This is a genomic window from Citricoccus muralis, from assembly GCF_029637705.1.
GTDB lineage: Bacteria > Actinomycetota > Actinomycetes > Actinomycetales > Micrococcaceae > CmP2.
Genome location: NZ_CP121252.1, coordinates 2567597 through 2584890 on the forward strand (window position 1 = coordinate 2567597; position 17294 = coordinate 2584890).

Here is a 17294-nt window from a genome sequence, read left to right on the forward strand (position 1 = left end):
TTCGCGTAAGACGCCGAGGCCCGCACAGGTTCTGCTGTGCGGGCCTCGGCGTCTAAGGTGGAGACCAGAACGATCACCCCCGGTTCCGGCCCGTGTGCTGTCGTACGTGTGGCGGAACCGGCCAACCTGTGAAGGGGCATTCATGAACAACCTGGCCGAGAAGCTGCTGACCACCGGTATTTCACTGGCGGGAGGCTACATCGGGACGAAGGTCGTGGAGGCCGGCTGGAAGGCGTTCACCGGTGAGGATGCACCGAAGGACGTCGACGACGCGGATCAGTCGCTGGTGCGCGCCGTCGTGTTCGCCACCATTACTGCGGGTATTTCCGCGCTGATCCGGGTGGCGTCGCAGCGCGGTGCGGCAAAGGCGATCGCGACCTTCCAGGATCGCCGAGCCGCCAAGCTCGGCCGCCTCGAGGTCTGATCCGCTCGGCGGGCCCGCTGATATTCTCGGCGATCTCGCTTATTTTGCGGGCTTAGCCGGTTTGGCTGGCTTCGCCGGGCGCGGGTGCGGGCGTTCGGCCCGGGGCGGCTTGGGCGCCGTCGTCACATCCGTTTCTTCCTGGCTGACCACGACGTCGAACAGCTCGTCGGTGTAGAGGTATTCGGGTTTGAGGTGCTTGGTCCGGTAGGCTGCGCGGCCGACCAGGTGCGCCGAGACCGGGGCGGTGATGAGCTGCAACGCCCAGGCCACCACGAGGATCGGCAGCCACACCCAGGCCTGCCACACGCAGGCGAGTCCGATCAGCACGAGAAGCAACCCGAGCACCTGCGGCTTGGTGGCCGCGTGCATGCGCGAGAGCAGATCCGGGAAGCGGAGCAGACCGATGCCCGCCACGGCGGACAGGGCGGTGCCGGCAATGATGAGCACGGCGGCGGCGACGTCCCACCCATCGGCGCCCTGCAGGATGGCAATATCAGCCACGGTCGTTCTCCTTTCGCTCCACGCGCCCGGCACCCCGGTGGTCGGCACCGTGCAGCGTACCCTCGGGGGAATCCGGGGCGTCCACGCTGCCGGTCATTCCCGCTACCGCACCGATCTCGCCCAGGGTCTCTTCGGCGTTGCGCCCGGTCACCGAAGAGCGGCCTGCCTGGTGCTCATGATCGGTGTGTTCGGCGTCTTCCATATGGCGTTTGACTTCGGGGACGGCGTCCACCGTGTAGCGAGCCAGCGTCACCGACCCCACGAACCCGATGACGGAGGCGACCACCACGAAGATGATGTAGTCGGTGGTGTCCTGCAGCACCATGGCGACGACGAGGCCGCTGGACAAGGTGATCAGCAGGACGTCGGTGGCGATGGCGCGGTCCAGGATGGAGGGCCCGCGCACAATGCGGTAGACCGCACCGATCAGACCGATGGTGAGGAACACCAGGCAGATGGCGGCGGCCCAGTTCAGCAGACCCCATTCGGCGATCATCATGCGCGGTCTCCCTTCTCAGCCTCGGATACGGCGTCTGCCCCGGCGTCGGACCCAGTGTCGGACGCGGTGTTCTCCAGATGGCGGCGGATCACGCCGTCGCCGGCCTGATCTTCGGCACGCACCAGGGCGTAATCCTCGCGGGAGCCGATGGCGCGGATAATCCGTGCCTCAATCGACAGCGACGCTTGACGGAAGGCATCCACCTGTTCCTGGTTTTCGGCGTCGAGCACGTGCAGGTACAGGGTGGAGGAGGGCCGGTCGACGTCGATCACCAGCGACCCCGGGATCAGAGCGAGCGCATGACCGACGGCGGTGACAATCAGGTCGTCGTGGCTGCGCAGCCGCACTGCGACCACCGAGTTGATGATGTTGGGGCCCTTCACGATGGCGTCCCGGGCTACGTCGATGGAGGCGAGCACGATCTTCCACAGGAACACCACAGTGAACACGACGGTGTACCAGAGGTTCATCCGGCCCGGGAAGGGTACGCGCGGTAGCCGGAACGCCCAGAGGACGAAGAGGGCGACGGCGAGGCCGATCAGCAGGGTGCCCGGGCGGAAATCCTGCCATAGGGCGCACCACAGCAGGGTCAGGCCGATGACGGTGGGCCACTGGCTCCACAGGGAGATCTGGTCTTCAATGGTGTGGCGGTAGCGCGGTGCCGCACTGGATTCGGTGGTGTCGCTCACGGCTGGCCTCCCGTCTCGTCGTCGGATTCCGAAGAGTTGTGGCCGTTGGAGTCCCCCACGGAGCGGAACTCACCGGGCGAGTCGCTGGAGTCCGCGGGCATCTCGATGCCGTAGTCGGTGAGAACTTCCAGGTCGAGGGAGCCCTGGGAGGCGGCCTCAGGGCCGAGCACCGCTTCGATGTAGGGGGTGCGGACCAGCATGTCCTCGGCGGCTTGATCGGAGAGGTCGTAGAGCGGACCGGCCACCGCGGTGAAGGCGACGCCGAGGCCGACCAGCCCCAAGGTGGGCAGCGCCAGTCCGGCGTTGGTGGTGCGCAGCGGTCGGCGTCCGGTCTCGACACGCTCGAGCTCCTCGACCAGGCGCGAGGGCGGGTCTTCGACGTCTTCGACCTTGCGCCAGAACACGCGCGCCCAGATGCGCATCATCACCAGCAGGGTGAGCAGCGAGGTCACCACGGAACCGACGACGAGCAGCATCGCCAGCCCGCTGCCCTGGCCCACACCAGCCTGCATGAGTCCGAGCTTGCCCAGGAACCCGGAGAACGGCGGGATGCCGCCCAGGTTCAACGCCGGGATCAGGTAGAGCACCGCGATCAGCGGGGAGAGCTTCAGCATGGAGCCCAGCCGAGTGGTGGAGGCGGTGCCGGCCCGGAATTCGATGAGTCCGGTCACCAGGAACAGTGAGGTTTGCAACGTGATGTGGTGAACCACGTAGAAGATCGTGGCACCCAGACCGACCACATTGGACAGGCCGAGCCCGAAGATCATGTAGCCGATGTGCGAGACCAGGGTGAAGGACAGCACACGTTTGATGTCGGTCTGCGCGAGCGCGCCCAGAATACCGACGATCATGGTCAGTAGGGCCACGATCATCAACAGGGTGTTCACCCGGTCGCCGGGGAACAGCAGGGTCTCGGTGCGGACCAGCGCGTAGACGCCGACCTTAGTGAGCAGTCCGGCGAAGACGGCGGTGACCGGGGCCGGTGCGGTCGGGTAGGAGTCGGGCAGCCAGAAGGACAACGGGAACACCGCAGCCTTGATGCCGAATCCGACCAGCAGCATGATGTGCAGCACCTGTTGCAGCGCCGGGTTCAGTTCGGCCAGTTTGATCGCCAGGTCCGCCATGTTCACGGTGCCGGTGGCCCCATAGATCATCGCGATAGCGATCAAGAACACGATGGAGGAGACCACGGAGACCACCACATAGGTGACGCCGGCGCGCACACGGGGCCCGGTCCCGCCCAAGGTGAGCAGCACATAGGATGCGGTCAGCAGAATCTCGAACCCGACGTAGAGGTTGAACAGGTCTCCGGCCAAAAAGGCGTTGGACACCCCGGCCACCAGAATCAGGTAGGTGGGGTGGAAGATCGAGACGGGCCCGCTCCCATCGGATTCGGCCACGCCCTGCGCCGAGGCGTAGAGCAGCACCGCGAGCACGATCGCCGAGGAGACCACCAGCATCAGCGCGGAGAACCGGTCGACCACCAGGGTGATGCCGATCGGCGCCTCCCAGCCACCGAGGAAGACTGCGACGGCGCCGGTGTCCCAGACGTGGGCCAGCAGGGCGATATCGAGGATCAGGGTGAGCACAATCGCGGTGACGGTGACCGCGATCTGGGCCTTGGGACGGCGCACCATCATGAACGCCGCGGCTGCGCCGAGGATCGGCATGATGATGGCCAGCGGGGCCAGGGACACGAAGTGGAAATCGGTCATCATACGTCGTCCCCCTGGGTGGAGCGGTGCGTCCGGTCAGTGTGCTGCGTCCGAGCGGGGGCCTTCGGGGAGGCTTCGGTCGCGTGCTCGTAATGGGCGTTCGGGTCTTCGGCGTCGGTGATGAACTCGGAGTCCTCTTCGTGCAGTTCGGCATCCTCTTCGGCGTCGAAGGAGGGCTGCTCGGCCACCTTGAGGTCTTCGGTGTCTGCCTGGACTTCGTCGCGGCGGGCCAGCTTCCAGGACCGGTAGATCATCGCGAGCAGGAAGGAGGTGGTGGCGAAGGAGATGACGATGGCGGTCAGCGTCAGCGCCTGCGGCAGCGGGTCGAAGTACTCGTCCGGGGAGACCCCGTTGCGCACCAGCGGGGCGAGCCCGGCGTCTCCGGCCATCAGCACGATGAGCAGGTTCGTGCCATTGGTGAACAGCACCAGTCCGAGCAGCACTCGGGTCAGGGTACGCTCCAGGATCAAGTAGATCGCGCCGGTGAACAGCACGCCCATGGCCAGGATCAACACAGCGGTCAAGGTCATCGGCTGCTCCCTTCACTGGGGCCGGACGGGGCCGGAGCGGACGGGGTCGAGGTCGGTGCTGAGGCGCTCTGGGCTGCGGCGGCGTTGCGGCGGGCCTGGCGGCGACGTCGTTCGGCCTCACCCTGGCTGCGGGTATCAGCCTCGGCACGGCGGTCCACTTCGGAGCCTAGCGAGCGCAGCACGTCCACCACGAGTCCCACGACGACGAGGTAGACGCCGACGTCGAACGCCACGGAGGACACCGGGTGGATGTAGCCGAAGAGGGGCAGCGTGGCTTCCAGATCATAGGACTGGAAGACCTGGCCTCCGAAGATCAGCGGCACCACGCCCGAAATCGCCGCAATGGCCAGCCCGGAGCCCAACACCACACCTGCCGGAACCGGGAGTGCTTGTTCGAGCTCATAGCGGCCCCCCGCCAGGTAGCGGATGGTGAGGGCGAGTCCGGCGATGAGTCCGCCCGCGAAACCGCCGCCGGGGGTGTTGTGCCCGGCGAGCAGCAGGTAGATGGAGAGCACGATGACGGCGTGGAAGATCAGCCGGGTGACCACCTCGAAGATGATCGAGCGGCGTTCCGGCGCCAGAGTGCGCCCGGCGACCAGCCACGCGTCGCGCTCCACCGTGGCGAAGCGGCGCATGGTGGCCAGTTCGTCCTTGGCGATGCCCTTTTCGGGGACACGCACCCGACCCACGGAACCATCAGCGACGTCGCCAAGCTGCCGGCGGCGGCGGTCGCGCTGCTGGATGAACACCAGCGAGGCCACGCCCGTGGCGGCCGCGGCGAGCACGGTGATTTCGCCGAAGGTATCCCAGGCGCGGATGTCCACCAGGATCACGTTGACGACGTTGGACCCGCCGCCGATGTCATACGCGAGTTGCGGCATGTCCAGCGAAATCGGATCCGCCACCCGGGAAGCCATCACGGTGGCAGCGACCCACATCATCACCAGGCCGAAGCTGACGGCGAGCAGGGCGCGGGACCAGCGGTCGTTGCGCCCGCGGGCACCCTCCACGCGGGACGGCAGTACGCGCAATCCGAGCACCATGGCCACCAGGATGATGGACTCGACGAGCAGTTGGGTCAGCGCCAGGTCAGGGGCGCCCTGGAGTGCGAAAATCGCGGCCAGCCCGTACCCCGTCACGGAGACCAGCATGATGGTCATGAAGCGTTTGCGGGCCACCATCGCGGTGAAGGTGGCGATGATCACGGCCAGCACCACCACGATCAGCGCTGGGCTGGCGGTGAGTTGCCAGTCGGCAAAGAATGCGACGTTGCTCAGCGTCACGGCGCCTTCGTCGTCGTGCCAGGGGAACAGCATCGCGATCAGCGGGCCGCCCACGGTGACGCCGAGAATGATGAACAGGTAGAAGCTGAGCTCACCGCGCTGGGTGCGCCCGGTGACCCACACCCCGAACGCATCGAGCTTGCCCATGAAGGTGCGGTACGCCCGGGCGGCGTCGAACCAGGTAGGCACCTGGTCCTGGGCTGCGGATACCCTGTCGCGCAGCAGGAAGGCACCCAGGCCGAGGACCAGCATCACCCCGGACAGCAGCAGTGGCACATTGAACCCGTGCCAGAGCGCCAGGTAAGCGGGCTCGTCGTCGGGCTGGAGAGGCGCGGCGGTGGCGCCGAACGCGGTGGGTAGCGCGCCGGTCCATTCGGGCACGAACGGCAGCACCAGGCAGGCCAGTGAGAGCAGCAGCACGGGGCTGAGTCCCAGCCAGGACACGGTGCGGCTGAGCTCGGTATCGGGCATTTTCTGGTTCGGGGCCAGGGTGGCGACGTCGACGTCGGGGTCCAGTGCGGCCGGTTTGGTGGCGAAACCGCCCCAGATGAAACGCGCCGTGTAGGCCACGGTGAACACCGAACCGACGACGATAGCCACCAGCGGGGCCCACATCCAGGCGGCGTGCCAGAAGGAATCCCCGATAGCGCCGGTGTTCACCTCGGCCCAGTGGAGCGCCTGTTCCAGCACAGACTCTTTGGCCATGAAGCCGAACAGCGGCGGAATGCCCGCCATCGAGGCGGCGCCGACGAGCGCGCAGGCAAACAGCCACGGCTGGCTGCGCCACAGTCCGGAGAGCTTGGTGAGGTCGCGGGTGCCGGCTTTCTTGTCGATGGTGCCGACGATCATGAACAGCGGCGCCTTGAACAGTGAGTGCGCCAACAGCATGGCGAGACCGGCCATAGCGGCGTCGCGGTAGCCGAAACCATTGGCGATCATCAGGAAGCCCAGCTGGGAGACGGTGCCGTAGGCGAGCACCAACTTAATGTCGGTTTGGCGCAGGGCCCGCCAGCCGCCGACGAGCATAGTCCACATGCCGACGCCGAGCACGAGTCCCTGCCAGGTGGCCATTTCGGCGAAGCCCGGGGCCAGGCGGGCCACCAGGTAGATGCCGGCTTTCACCATCGCGGCGGCGTGCAGGTACGCAGACACCGGGGTGGGGGCGGCCATCGCGGCCGGGAGCCAGAAGTGGAAGGGGACCTGGGCGGATTTGGTGAGCGCGCCGATGAGCACCAGCGCGATGGCCCAGCCCATGAACGCCCCGGCGTAGGGCCCGGTGAGCATCTCGGGGGCCGCCAGCACGATGTCGGAGATGCGATAGGTTCCGGCGGCTTCGCCCAGCATGAGCAGGCCAATCAGCATGGCCAGGCCGCCGAAGGTGGTGACCACCAGCGCGGTCAGCGCGGAACGGCGGGCGAAAATGCGGTGACCGGCGTGGCCGATCAGCAGGAAGGAGAGCACCGAGGTGATCTCCCAGAAGATGTAGAGAATCAGCAGGTCATCGGTGGTCACCAGCCCGAACATGGCACCGGCGAAGGCCAGCAGCACCGCGCCGAAGGAACCGAGTTTGGGGTCGCCCGCGGAGAAATACCGGGCACAGTAGACGAGCACCAGCGCGCCCACGCCGAGCACGATGAGCCCCATGAACGCGGCCAGTGTGTCCATCCGGAAGCTGAGCTGCACTCCCAGGGAGGGCAGCCAGTCGAAGGTCTGGACCAGCGGATCCCCCGCGCCGTCGGCCCCGGATCCAGCAGCGAGCAGTTCTTCGGAAGCGAGAATGTGCGGCAGCTGGGTGCAGAGCCAGATGAACCCCGCCGCCGGAACCGCAGCCAGCACCAGAAAGCCGCTGCGGTCCATCACACGGAAAATGAGGGGGGCCACCATGGCGACCGCGAACAGTGCAATCAAGACAATGAGCACAGGCGGGCCTCCGTCGGGCTGGGGGCGGGGACCTGTTTATTCTACAGTCTCGTCACCCTCGCTCCGCGCGCTTAACATGAGCTTCATCACAGTCAGCCGGCGGCAACCTCTTCGTGCTGCACCGGATCCGTCACGCGCAATAACAGCATCGCCCCAGCCACCAGCACGAAGACGATGGCAACGATCATCCAGCGGGAGTCCCCGAAAATCCCCACCAGCACGGCAATGAGAGCAGGAGCCAGGAACGAGACCGAGCGTCCGGTGGTGGCGTAAAGACCGTAAATTTCGCCGGCCCGCTCCGGGGTGGTCAGCCGCCCCAAAAACGCACGCGACGCCGATTGCACGGGGCCGACAAAGAAGCACAGCACCAAACCGAAGATCCAGAATGCCTGAGGGCCTTCCAGGAAGAACAGGATGACCGCTACCGAAATCAGCCCCGCCAGGGACGCCATGATCACGGATTTCGGGCCGAAGCGGTCATCGAACCATCCACCGGCGAACGCACCGGCGGCGGCGATGACATTAGCCACGATCCCGAAGATCAGCACGTCCCCGGTGGCGATGCCGTACACGGTGGTTCCCAGGATTCCGCCATACGTGAACACGGCTCCCACGCCGTCACGAAACACCGCCGAGGACACCAGGAACCAGAAGGTATTGCGCTCTTCGCGCCACAGCAGGGCGATGGTGCGGAACAGTTCCCGGTAGGAATCCAGTAGGCTCGGGCGCGGTGCGTTCGCCTGCTCAGCGGAGGGCCGCGGGCTGGGCGCGGTGAGCATCAACGGCAGAGAGAAGATCAGGAACCACACGGCGGCGAACACGGCGACGATGCGGACGTTCATGGCGTCGTCGCCGGTGATGCCCAGCCAGTGGGTGTCGCCGGCGATGAATCCGACGTAGACGATGAGCAGCAGGAAGATCCCACCCAGGTAGCCCGCGCCCCAGCCGATGCCGGAGACCTTGCCCATGGTGGAGCGGGTGGCGATCTGCACCAGGATCGCGTTGTACTGGACTTCCGCGAACTCGAAGAACACGTTGCCGGCCGACAGCAGCATCACGCCGAGCAGCAGGTGGGATTCCTTCGGTTCGACGAAAAAGCAGGCCGCCATGGTCGCCACCACCGCGAGGGTGTTCAGGGCGAGCCAGAAGCGACGACGGCCGCCGCGATCGGCGCGCTGGCCCAGAATCGGCGCGCTGATCGCCACGATAACTCCGGCGATGGCGGTTCCGGTTGCCAGCCAGGAGGTGCCTCGATCGTCGGGACCAAAAGCACCGGAAGCGAGGTAGGTGCCGAATACGAAGGTCACCATCACCGCATTGAACGCAGCGGACCCCCAGTCCCAGAGCGCCCAGACGAGAATCTGGCGTTTGCCTCGGGAACGCGCGGGATTACTCTGAACAGTGGTGGTCATGAGCCGCATCGTAGTGCAGGTCGCTCCTTCAGCACCATGCCCAGGGTGACGCAGAGGTTAACGCAGAGGTTAACAGCGCCCGACCGCAGGCTCGCCCCCGAGTTAGTTCTCGATGCTGGTGCGGTGGAAATTTTGATGCGAACGTGACGCCGTCGGGCCGCGCTGCCCCTGATAGCGGTTCTTGTTCGGCCCGGTGCCATAGGGATGCTCGGAGGCCGAGGTGAGCCGGAAGAAGCACAGCTGGCCGATCTTCGAGCCGGGCCACAGCTTGATGGGCAACGTCGCCATATTCGACAATTCGAGGGTGACGTGGCCGGAGAAACCCGGATCAATGAACCCGGCGGTGGAATGGGTGAGCAGCCCCAGGCGCCCCAGCGAGGACTTACCCTCGAGGCGGGCGGCGACGTCGTGAGGGAGTGTGACCTGTTCATAGGTGGAGCCCAGCACGAACTCTCCCGGATGCAGAATAAACGGCTCGTCCGGATCGACCTCCACCAGTCGGGTCAGTTCGGGCTGCTCTTCGGCGGGATCGATGTGCGCGTAACGGTGATTGTCGAACAGGCGGAAGAACCGGTCAATGCGCACGTCGATGCTGGCGGGCTGGACCATCTCCAGCTCGAGCGGGTCCAACATGATGCGCCCGGAATCGAGTTCGGCACGGATGTCACGGTCTGAGAGAAGCACGACACCACGGTAGCGCATTCCGGCCCGGACCCCCGGATCGGTTCTGATAGTCTTGACCCGTTCGCGGGTGTAGCTCAATGGTAGAGCGCCAGCTTCCCAAGCTGGATACGCGGGTTCGATTCCCGTCACCCGCTCTGTTTCTGCCCTCGCGCACTCCGCGTGAAGCAGCGCACCACCGGGCCCGCCACGGACCCTCTGGATCCGCACCGAGCAGGAGGTTGCATCCGTGGTCGAGGTCCTCTCCGGGTTCACGATCGTCTGGGTCATCATCCTGGTGGGGTACGTGGTCGGCAAGACCGGCGTCCTCGGCGAACGCGGTCAACCGGTGCTCTCACGTCTGGCGTTCTTCGTCGCTTCCCCCGCGTTGCTCTTCGATACGCTCTCCCACGCCGATATTCAGGCGGTGCTGGGCCCGCAGCTGTGGGTGGCCGGAATTTCTGCGCTGCTGGCGGCGGTGATCTATCTCGGCCTAGCAGCCTGGGTGTTGCCGCGACGTCGGAACTCCGAGCGGGTGATTGCCGCACTGGGTGCCTCGATGGTGAACTCCGCAAACCTCGGGCTCCCGATCGCCGCTTATGTGTTGGGCAATGCCGCCTATGCCGCGCCCGTGATCATTTTCCAGCTGGCCCTCTATACCCCGGTGTATGCGTTCACCATGGACGTGCTGACCTCCCGGGAGCGCGCCGCCGCCGAGCCGAGCGAGGGACCGCGCAAGGTGGGACCGTCCACATTGCTGCGCGGCACCCAGCGGTTGTTCGGCACGATTCTGCGCAACCCGATGATTTTGGGTTCCGGTGCCGGGCTGCTGGTGTCGGTCACGGGCGTGCCACTGATCGATCCGCTGGCCGAGTCGATTCATCTCATTGGCGGCGCCGCCATTCCGGCCATGCTGATCGCGTTCGGTATGACCCTCGTGGGCTCCCGCCCCCTGGAGAAGTCCTCGGCCCGCCGGCTCGACGTCGCCGTCGCCTCCCTGATCAAACTGGTGGTGCACCCCGTGCTGGCCTGGGTGCTCGCGGCTTTCGTGTTCCAGCTGGAGGGATTCGATCTGCTGTCCGCTGTGGTTCTGGGGTCGCTGCCGACCGCGCAGAACGTGTTTGTGGCGGCGTCGCGCTATAACGCCGGGCTGGTGGTGGCCAAAGACACCGTGCTGGTGACCACCGTGGTGGCAATTCCGGGCATGATCGCGATTGCGGTGCTGTTCTCCTGATGTGGGTGCCTTACACTGCACAACAGACCAGATTCTCACTCAACACCGTTCGACACTGATGAACGACGCCGTGATCACACCAGGAGGGGACCATGACCGGTGACACCACAGCGCCCGCGCTCGGTCCGGACGCGTCCCGGCCGGGTGGCTTCCGCCGCCGCTGGGGATGGATCTGCGCCGGGGCGGCCGGGGTGACGCTGATCGCCGGTGCGGTGACCGTGGCGGTGCTCAACTCCACCGTATTTACCCCCGAGGCCGTGGTGGAGCGCTACCTGGATGCGGTGCGTGAGGGCGACGGCGCCACCGCGTTCGGTCTGGCACAGGCCCGGTTTGCCGATGCCGAGGCTCCCGGGGAGAACCCGGATGGGCTCTCAACTGCGTTACTGGACGGCGAGGCGCTGGTCTCCACCCTGACCGGGGTCGAGGACCTCCAGGTCACTGAAGTCTCCGCGGACGAGTCCGATCTCGCCGGCACTGACGAGGCTGACGACGCTGATGCCGTGGTGCGGGTGTCCTTCACCGTGGACGGCGCCAAGCACCACAGCGATTTCGGGGTGAACCGCACCGGCCGCGACTGGTTGGTGTTCCCGCGCTGGAGCATGCAGGAGGTGGCCCTGCAGGAGGTGGTACTGGAGCCGTCCGGGCTACCCGAGAACGCCGCAGCGGATGCTCCGGTCGCCGAGGTCAATGAGGTGCCGGTGCCGTTGACCGGGCGCGATGCCGAGTCGCAGTCACGGTTTGCGGTGTTGCCGCCGGCCGTCGTGACCGCCGAATACGAAGGTAGCTTCGTGGCCAGTGTGTCGCCGGGGCGCGCCGTCGTCGAGAATACTGGAGCAGCCGCGGGAGAAGACGCCGAGCAGGCGCACCGACTGGCGCTGACACTGGGCGCCACCGAGGCCCTCACCGCGGAGATCCAACGCCAGATTTCCGAGCACCTGACGTTTTGTACCGACCAGAAGGTACTCCAACCCACCGGCTGCCCCATGCGGTACTGGACCAGCAACCGGGTGACCCCCGACAGCATCGAATGGTCCATCCCGGAGGACCCGAAGATTTACCTGGAGCACGAGAACGACGCCTCACAGATCCGGATTGCCGGGGTGGACGCGGTCGCGCGGATCACCCTGGAGGAGATCGACCTGGTCACTGGTGAGGCCCGCACCGTTGAAGTGGATCTCCCCTTCGAGCTGCAGGCCGAGCTGACCGTGACCCCGGAGCGCGTCGTCGTCAGTCCTGATCTGAGCTGAACTGCACGACGCTGCAGGCCTGGAGCGTGCCCGAGGCACACCGGGGCACAGGGGGTGTGCGTGTCAGACGGCGCCGCGGGTGCCGACGTGCTTGGCCCATTCTTCGACGGCGTGCCAGTTGCGGAAATCTCCGTACTGGCCGCCCGCCACCTTGATCTGGAGCTTCTCGAGGAAACCCAGCTTCTCTTCAAACACCGCACCGCGCAGGTAGGTGACGTCGCGGGCACCGAGGGTGTCTAACTTGGCGCGGATGCCAGCGTCGAGCTCGGGGCTACCGCCGGAGGCCGCCAGGAACAGGGACTTCTTGTCGAGCTCGGCCTGGTGGGCGGTGACGAACGCGGTGGCGGGCTTATGCCAGGCGTTCCGGTACACCGGGGCGACCACGATGACGGCGTCCACGGAGTCCAGGATCTTCGAGGCGGCGGAGACGTCTTCCACGATGGCGTTGACCCCCTTGGCCTCCCGCAGGGTGGTGCAGATACGCTCGGCGATCTCGCGGGTGGATCCGTGCCGGGTGGAGGCGACAACCAGGGTGGTCATGAAGTTCTCTTCCGTCTCGTGTCTGTCTCGTCCGGGCGCCGCGCGGGCGATCGGCCCCGCAGGCGTGCGGGCACCTCACAGTCTAACCGCCACCGTTCGGCGACGTCAGCGGCTCGTCGGTCGCGGTTCTGGCGTCGGTCCCAGTGGCTCAGTGCATCCCGCGCAGGTCGAGGTCGAGGCGTATCTCACCGGCGGGCTCCACGGTGACCGGGATGCCCCAGTCCTGCTGGTACAGGTGGCACGCGGCGAAGTCCGGGATCGGCTGGCCGGGTTCGCCATCACACGCAGCAGCACGGGCGGTAATGTGCAGCACGCCCTCGGTGACCTCCGGGTTCAGCCGCAGGGTGCGGGTGAGTCCGGTGGTGGAGCCGTCGCCGTCGAGCAGCAGATTCTCCGGGGAAGAGGAGATCTTCAGCTGGGTGGGGTCCCCCCAGCGGTCGTCGAGCTTCTGGCCGGTGGGGGCGGCGAAGCCGATGCTGATCTCGAAATCGCCAGTCGCCACCGAGGTGCGGGGGCGTTGGGTTTGCAGGGCGCCCTCGTCAACCTGGAGGAACTCTTCCGGCACGGCCAGGCGTACGAGCTGATGCGCATTGGTTTCGACGACGATGATGCTCACAGGTTTGCCCTCGGCGTCGTGCTCGACGAGGACGTCCGAGGGTTCGGCCAGTCCGCGGGCCACGGTGGAGACGCTGGCCGGAACCGGGCGACCGTCGGCGCCGGTGGTTTCGGGGGCGTAGCGGCGGATCGCGCCGTTGTAGGTGTCGGCCACCAGCACGGAGCCATCGGGCAGGGCGGTGACGCCGAGGGGGTGCTGAAGGCGGGCCTGGGCCGGGTCGCCGTCGCGGAAACCGAAGTCGAAGAGTCCCTCGCCGATCACGGTGCCCACGGTGCGGGCGTTCTCGTCATCGGCCGTGTCAGTACCGGCAGCGTTGCCGGGGCGAACCCAGCGCAGCGCTGAGGTCTCAGAATCGGCCACCCACAGGGTGCCATCGGTGCCCACCGACAGCCCGGAGGACTGCGCGAACCAGGACGAATCGGCCGCGCCGTCGAGCAGGCCCTCCAGGCCGGTGCCGGCGTAAATGGCCACCGCGCCGGTGTGCGGGTCGAAGCTGAAGAGTTGATGCACGCCTGCCATGGCCACCACCACGGTCTGCTCAGCCTCGGACCACACCACGTCCCAGGGGCTGGACAGCGAGGTGTCCAGAGGGGCGGTGGCGAAGGGCTCCAGGGAGACGGAAACCTCGGCGTCAGCGGCGTCGGAGCCGGCGCTCTCCGGCCCCGGGGCGGCGGCTTCCTTGGCGCGCTCGGAGTCAATCAGGCGCTGCACGCCGTTGCCGGCCAGGGTGGTCACAGTGCCGTTGCCCAAGGAGACTCCGCGCAGCCGGTGGTTCACGGAATCGGCGACGACGAGGTCGTAGCCCACCTGCTCAGCCACCTCAGCTGGAAGCAGGGCGACACCCTGGGGCTCGTTGAACAGCGCGGTGTCCCGGCCGCCGTCGGCGTATCCCTTGGCGCCGATGTGGTCCGGGTGCTGGGCGTGTTCCGGGGCCACCGGGGCTCCGGTGCCATTGCCGCCGATCACCTGCAGCACCTCGGTCAGATCAGCGTCGACCTCCACCAGGCGGTGGTGGCCGGTGTCGGTGACCAGCAGCGAGCCCGGACGGCTGCCGCGACCGGACAAATCCAGCGCCTTGGCCGGGAACTTCAGGTCACGGGCCACCGGTTCGGGGGCCACGTAGGGTCCGTCGCCGCGATGCAGGGTGCCCTTGGCCTCATGCTCGGCCACCAGCTCGGTGACCAGGGAACGCAGTCCGGCCACATGACCTTCGCCGGAGAGGTGAGCCACAATGTAGCCCTCGGGGTCGACGACAACGAGAGTCGGCCACGCGCGTGCAGAGTACGCCTGCCAGGTGGTCAGCGCCGGGTCATTCACCACCGGGTGGGTAATGTCGTAACGCTCTACCGCGGCGGCCACGGATTCGGTCCGTCCCTCATGGTCGAATTTCGGCGAGTGCACGCCCACCGTGACCAATACATCGGAGAACTCTTCCTCGAGCGGGCGCAGTTCGTCGAGCACGTGCAGGCAGTTAATGCAGCAGAACGTCCAGAAATCCAGCAGCACAATCTTCCCGCGCAGGGCGGCCAAATCCAGGGCTTCCCCACCGGTGTTGAACCAGGTCTCCCCCACGAGTTCGGAGGCGCGCACCCGGGGGGCGCGTGGTGTGGTTCCTGCTGCTGAGGCTGAGGTCTCTGTGGTCATGTCTCCATTGTCCTCGAAGTCGCGTGGACGGCGGACGCGGTAACGTCACCGTCGGTCATCGACAGTCACAACAGGACCTTCGGCCCGGGCATTCCCACACCCGGTCCGCGCCGAACTCACCGTAGTGAACACCAGGTTAACTCGGCTTCCATCGTGTCATGGTGCGGATGTACCGGCGCCAGCCCGTCGGAACCGACGAGTAGCGGATTCTTGCTCAGCCAAACGTTCACCTTCCGGTGCTCCGCTCGTCAAACCCGCCCCCTAGGGTGATCCGTGGTCGTCGCCCCCGCGACGACAACCGGGGGCCTACCCCGGTTGACGCACGCTCTCTCACGAACCGCACAGAACGGAAGAGAAATGATGTCGAAGAAGACCACCACCCGCGCCGCCGCCGGCGTACTGGCCACCGCCGTGGTTGCCGGCGCCTCGCTGGCTCCGGCCTACGCCGATCAGGCTGACCAGAACGGCTCCGGTGACAACGGACCCAAAAACGTGATCGTGATGATCGGCGACGGCATGGGCTACAACCACGTCGTCAGCACGAACCTCTACGAGACCGGTCAGTCTCAGTTCATCACCGAGGGCGCTCCCGGCGCCGTGACCGAGCTCGACGGCGACCCGGTGCAGAGCTACGAGAGCTTCAACCTGCTGGGTATGTCCACCCACTCTCAGTCCAGCATCGACGCCGGCTACGACTACGATTCCGAGGATGCCTGGGGCAGCTTCGGCTGGGCGAACAACACCCCCACCGACTCGGCCGCCGCCGGCACCGCCATGGCCACCGGCACCAAGACCAACAACGGCATGCTCAACGTGGACCCCGAGGGCAATGAGCTGACGACCGTCTCCGAGGTCGCACACGAGACCGGCCGTTCTGCCGGTGTGGTCTCGTCCGTGGACTTCAACCACGCCACCCCGTCTGCCTACGCCGTCGCCAATGAAGACCGCAACGCGTTTCCGCAGATCGGTCACGACATGATCGAGGCGGAGTACTTGGACGTCATCATGGGTGCCGGTCACCCCGGTTACGACGACGACGGCGAAGCGCGCACCCCGAACTACGGCAAGTTCGCTCAGGCCGACTTCGAAGCGCTGTCCGCCGGCAACACCGGTTGGGACTACATCGAGTCCAAGACCGACTTCGAAGCGCTGGCACGCGGTGAGATCACCTCCGAGAAGCTCTTCGGCCTGGCTCAGGTGGCCTCCACCCTGCAGCAGAACCGCAGCGGCGACTCCGCGGGCACCTTGCCCGGCGAGGTGGCCTTCAACGACAACGTCCCGGATCTGCCCACCATGTCGGAAGGCGCACTGAACGTGCTCGGCCAAAACGACAAGGGTTTCCACCTCATGATTGAGAGCGGCGCCATCGATTGGACCGGCCACGCCAACCAGACCACTCGCAACATCGAGGAAACCCAGGATTTCAACGCCGCGGTCGACACGGTGATCGACTGGGTCGAGGAGAACTCTTCTTGGGACGACACCCTGCTCGTCGTCACCGCTGACCACGAGACCGGCTACCTCGGCGGCGCCGAAGATGACCCGGATTTCACCCAAATGTACGGCAACGCCGGCGAACTGCCCACCGTGAGCTGGTCCTCACCAAACCACACCAACCTCCTGGTGCCCTTCTTCTTCAAGGGTGCCGGCTCCGAGGCCCTGCAAAACGCTGTGGTCGGCACCGACTCGGTGCGCGGTGATTACATCGACAACACCACCCTGGCCACCCTGCTGAAGGGAGACCTCTGGGCCGATGAGACCACTCCGGTCGAGCCGGGCGAGGGCGATATCCCGGTCGAGGTCGAGATCCCCGGTCTGCCTGGTGACGATGACGACAACGCGCCCGGTTCGCTGGTACTCTCCATCGCTGACGGCACCGCCACCCTGGGCAACCAGCGCAACGCCGGTGACCGGCTGCGCGTGACCGGTGAACTACCCGCCGTGTCCGTGACCGACACCCGTCGTACCGGCGCCGGCTGGGCCGTGGCCGGCCAGTCCTCCGACCTGAGCATCGCCGGCGACAGCGGCGAGTCCGTCACGGCTGACCACCTCGGCTGGGCACCCTTCGTCACCGACACCACCAACAGCGCCACCCCGGGTGAAGTTTCCCGCGGCGTGCTCGCCGACGGCGAGGGCCTGGCCGCCCCGGCCACCCTGGGCTCGGCCACCGATCAGACCCGCCTGGGCACCTCGGACCTCGCAGCCGATCTGGTGCTCGAGGTTCCGGTCGACACCGAGGCCGGCACCTACACCGGCGCCCTGTCGGTCTCCCTGTTCCCGGTCGACTGACCAGGTGTGAACCACTGAAAACACTGATCAACCCCCGGTGACGACATCGGTCCCGCACCCCCCTGGTTCCTGGTTCAGGGGTGCGGGACCG

At 66.5% G+C, this 17294-nt stretch carries 14 protein-coding genes and 1 tRNA gene; 5 read left to right on the plus strand and 10 right to left on the minus strand.

Annotation, left to right across the window (positions count from 1 at the left end):
* The first annotated feature begins 142 nt into the window (after positions 1 to 142).
* Complete coding sequence (locus tag P8192_RS11760; RefSeq protein WP_278157226.1) at positions 143 to 424, plus strand: DUF4235 domain-containing protein; 282 nt, start codon at positions 143 to 145, stop codon at positions 422 to 424.
* Positions 425 to 463: 39 nt separating this feature from the next.
* Here the strand turns inward: P8192_RS11760 and mnhG are convergent, their stop codons facing one another.
* The 8 genes from mnhG to dcd all read right to left on the minus strand — a co-directional run bounded on the left by mnhG (position 464) and on the right by dcd (position 9657).
* A complete protein-coding gene (gene mnhG, locus P8192_RS11765; RefSeq protein WP_278157227.1) occupies positions 464 to 925 on the minus strand; it encodes a monovalent cation/H(+) antiporter subunit G in 462 nt (153 codons plus the stop codon).
* Positions 918 to 1424 (minus strand): monovalent cation/H+ antiporter complex subunit F, encoded by a 507-nt coding sequence (locus P8192_RS11770; protein WP_278157228.1) that lies wholly within the window; start codon positions 1422 to 1424, stop codon positions 918 to 920. Before P8192_RS11770 ends, mnhG begins: the two co-directional genes overlap by 8 nt.
* On the minus strand, positions 1421 to 2113 hold the full coding sequence (locus tag P8192_RS11775; protein WP_278157229.1) for a Na+/H+ antiporter subunit E: 693 nt from the start codon (positions 2111 to 2113) through the stop codon (positions 1421 to 1423). Before P8192_RS11775 ends, P8192_RS11770 begins: the two co-directional genes overlap by 4 nt.
* Positions 2110 to 3828, minus strand: coding sequence for a Na+/H+ antiporter subunit D (locus P8192_RS11780; RefSeq protein ID WP_278159816.1), 1719 nt, complete (start codon positions 3826 to 3828; stop codon positions 2110 to 2112). Before P8192_RS11780 ends, P8192_RS11775 begins: the two co-directional genes overlap by 4 nt.
* Positions 3828 to 4358 (minus strand): Na(+)/H(+) antiporter subunit C, encoded by a 531-nt coding sequence (locus P8192_RS11785; RefSeq protein WP_278157230.1) that lies wholly within the window; start codon positions 4356 to 4358, stop codon positions 3828 to 3830. Before P8192_RS11785 ends, P8192_RS11780 begins: the two co-directional genes overlap by 1 nt.
* A complete protein-coding gene (locus tag P8192_RS11790; RefSeq protein ID WP_278157231.1) occupies positions 4355 to 7561 on the minus strand; it encodes a Na+/H+ antiporter subunit A in 3207 nt (1068 codons plus the stop codon). Before P8192_RS11790 ends, P8192_RS11785 begins: the two co-directional genes overlap by 4 nt.
* Positions 7562 to 7653: 92 nt before the next feature.
* Positions 7654 to 8973, minus strand: a complete 1320-nt coding sequence (locus P8192_RS11795) for an MFS transporter (RefSeq protein WP_278157232.1) — start codon at positions 8971 to 8973, stop codon at positions 7654 to 7656.
* A 102-nt stretch (positions 8974 to 9075) separates the two neighbouring features.
* Positions 9076 to 9657 (minus strand): dCTP deaminase, encoded by a 582-nt coding sequence (gene dcd / locus P8192_RS11800; protein WP_270107279.1) that lies wholly within the window; start codon positions 9655 to 9657, stop codon positions 9076 to 9078.
* 63 nt (positions 9658 to 9720) lie between these two features.
* Here dcd and P8192_RS11805 point away from each other — a divergent pair.
* From P8192_RS11805 to P8192_RS11815, 3 genes are all read left to right on the plus strand, one after another.
* Positions 9721 to 9791, plus strand: a tRNA-Gly gene (locus tag P8192_RS11805).
* 92 nt (positions 9792 to 9883) lie between these two features.
* Positions 9884 to 10867, plus strand: coding sequence for an AEC family transporter (locus tag P8192_RS11810; RefSeq protein ID WP_278157233.1), 984 nt, complete (start codon positions 9884 to 9886; stop codon positions 10865 to 10867).
* A gap of 92 nt (positions 10868 to 10959) precedes the next feature.
* Positions 10960 to 12114 (plus strand): hypothetical protein, encoded by a 1155-nt coding sequence (locus P8192_RS11815; protein WP_278157234.1) that lies wholly within the window; start codon positions 10960 to 10962, stop codon positions 12112 to 12114.
* Between the two features lie 63 nt (positions 12115 to 12177).
* Here the strand turns inward: P8192_RS11815 and P8192_RS11820 are convergent, their stop codons facing one another.
* Positions 12178 to 12654: a flavodoxin domain-containing protein gene (locus P8192_RS11820; protein ID WP_278157235.1), complete on the minus strand. Its 477-nt coding sequence runs from the start codon at positions 12652 to 12654 to the stop codon at positions 12178 to 12180.
* Between the two features lie 148 nt (positions 12655 to 12802).
* Positions 12803 to 14914, minus strand: coding sequence for an NHL domain-containing thioredoxin family protein (locus P8192_RS11825; protein WP_278157236.1), 2112 nt, complete (start codon positions 14912 to 14914; stop codon positions 12803 to 12805).
* 357 nt (positions 14915 to 15271) lie between these two features.
* Here P8192_RS11825 and P8192_RS11830 point away from each other — a divergent pair, with 357 nt between their 5' ends.
* Positions 15272 to 17203 (plus strand): alkaline phosphatase, encoded by a 1932-nt coding sequence (locus P8192_RS11830; protein ID WP_278157237.1) that lies wholly within the window; start codon positions 15272 to 15274, stop codon positions 17201 to 17203.
* Positions 17204 to 17294 lie beyond the last annotated feature (91 nt).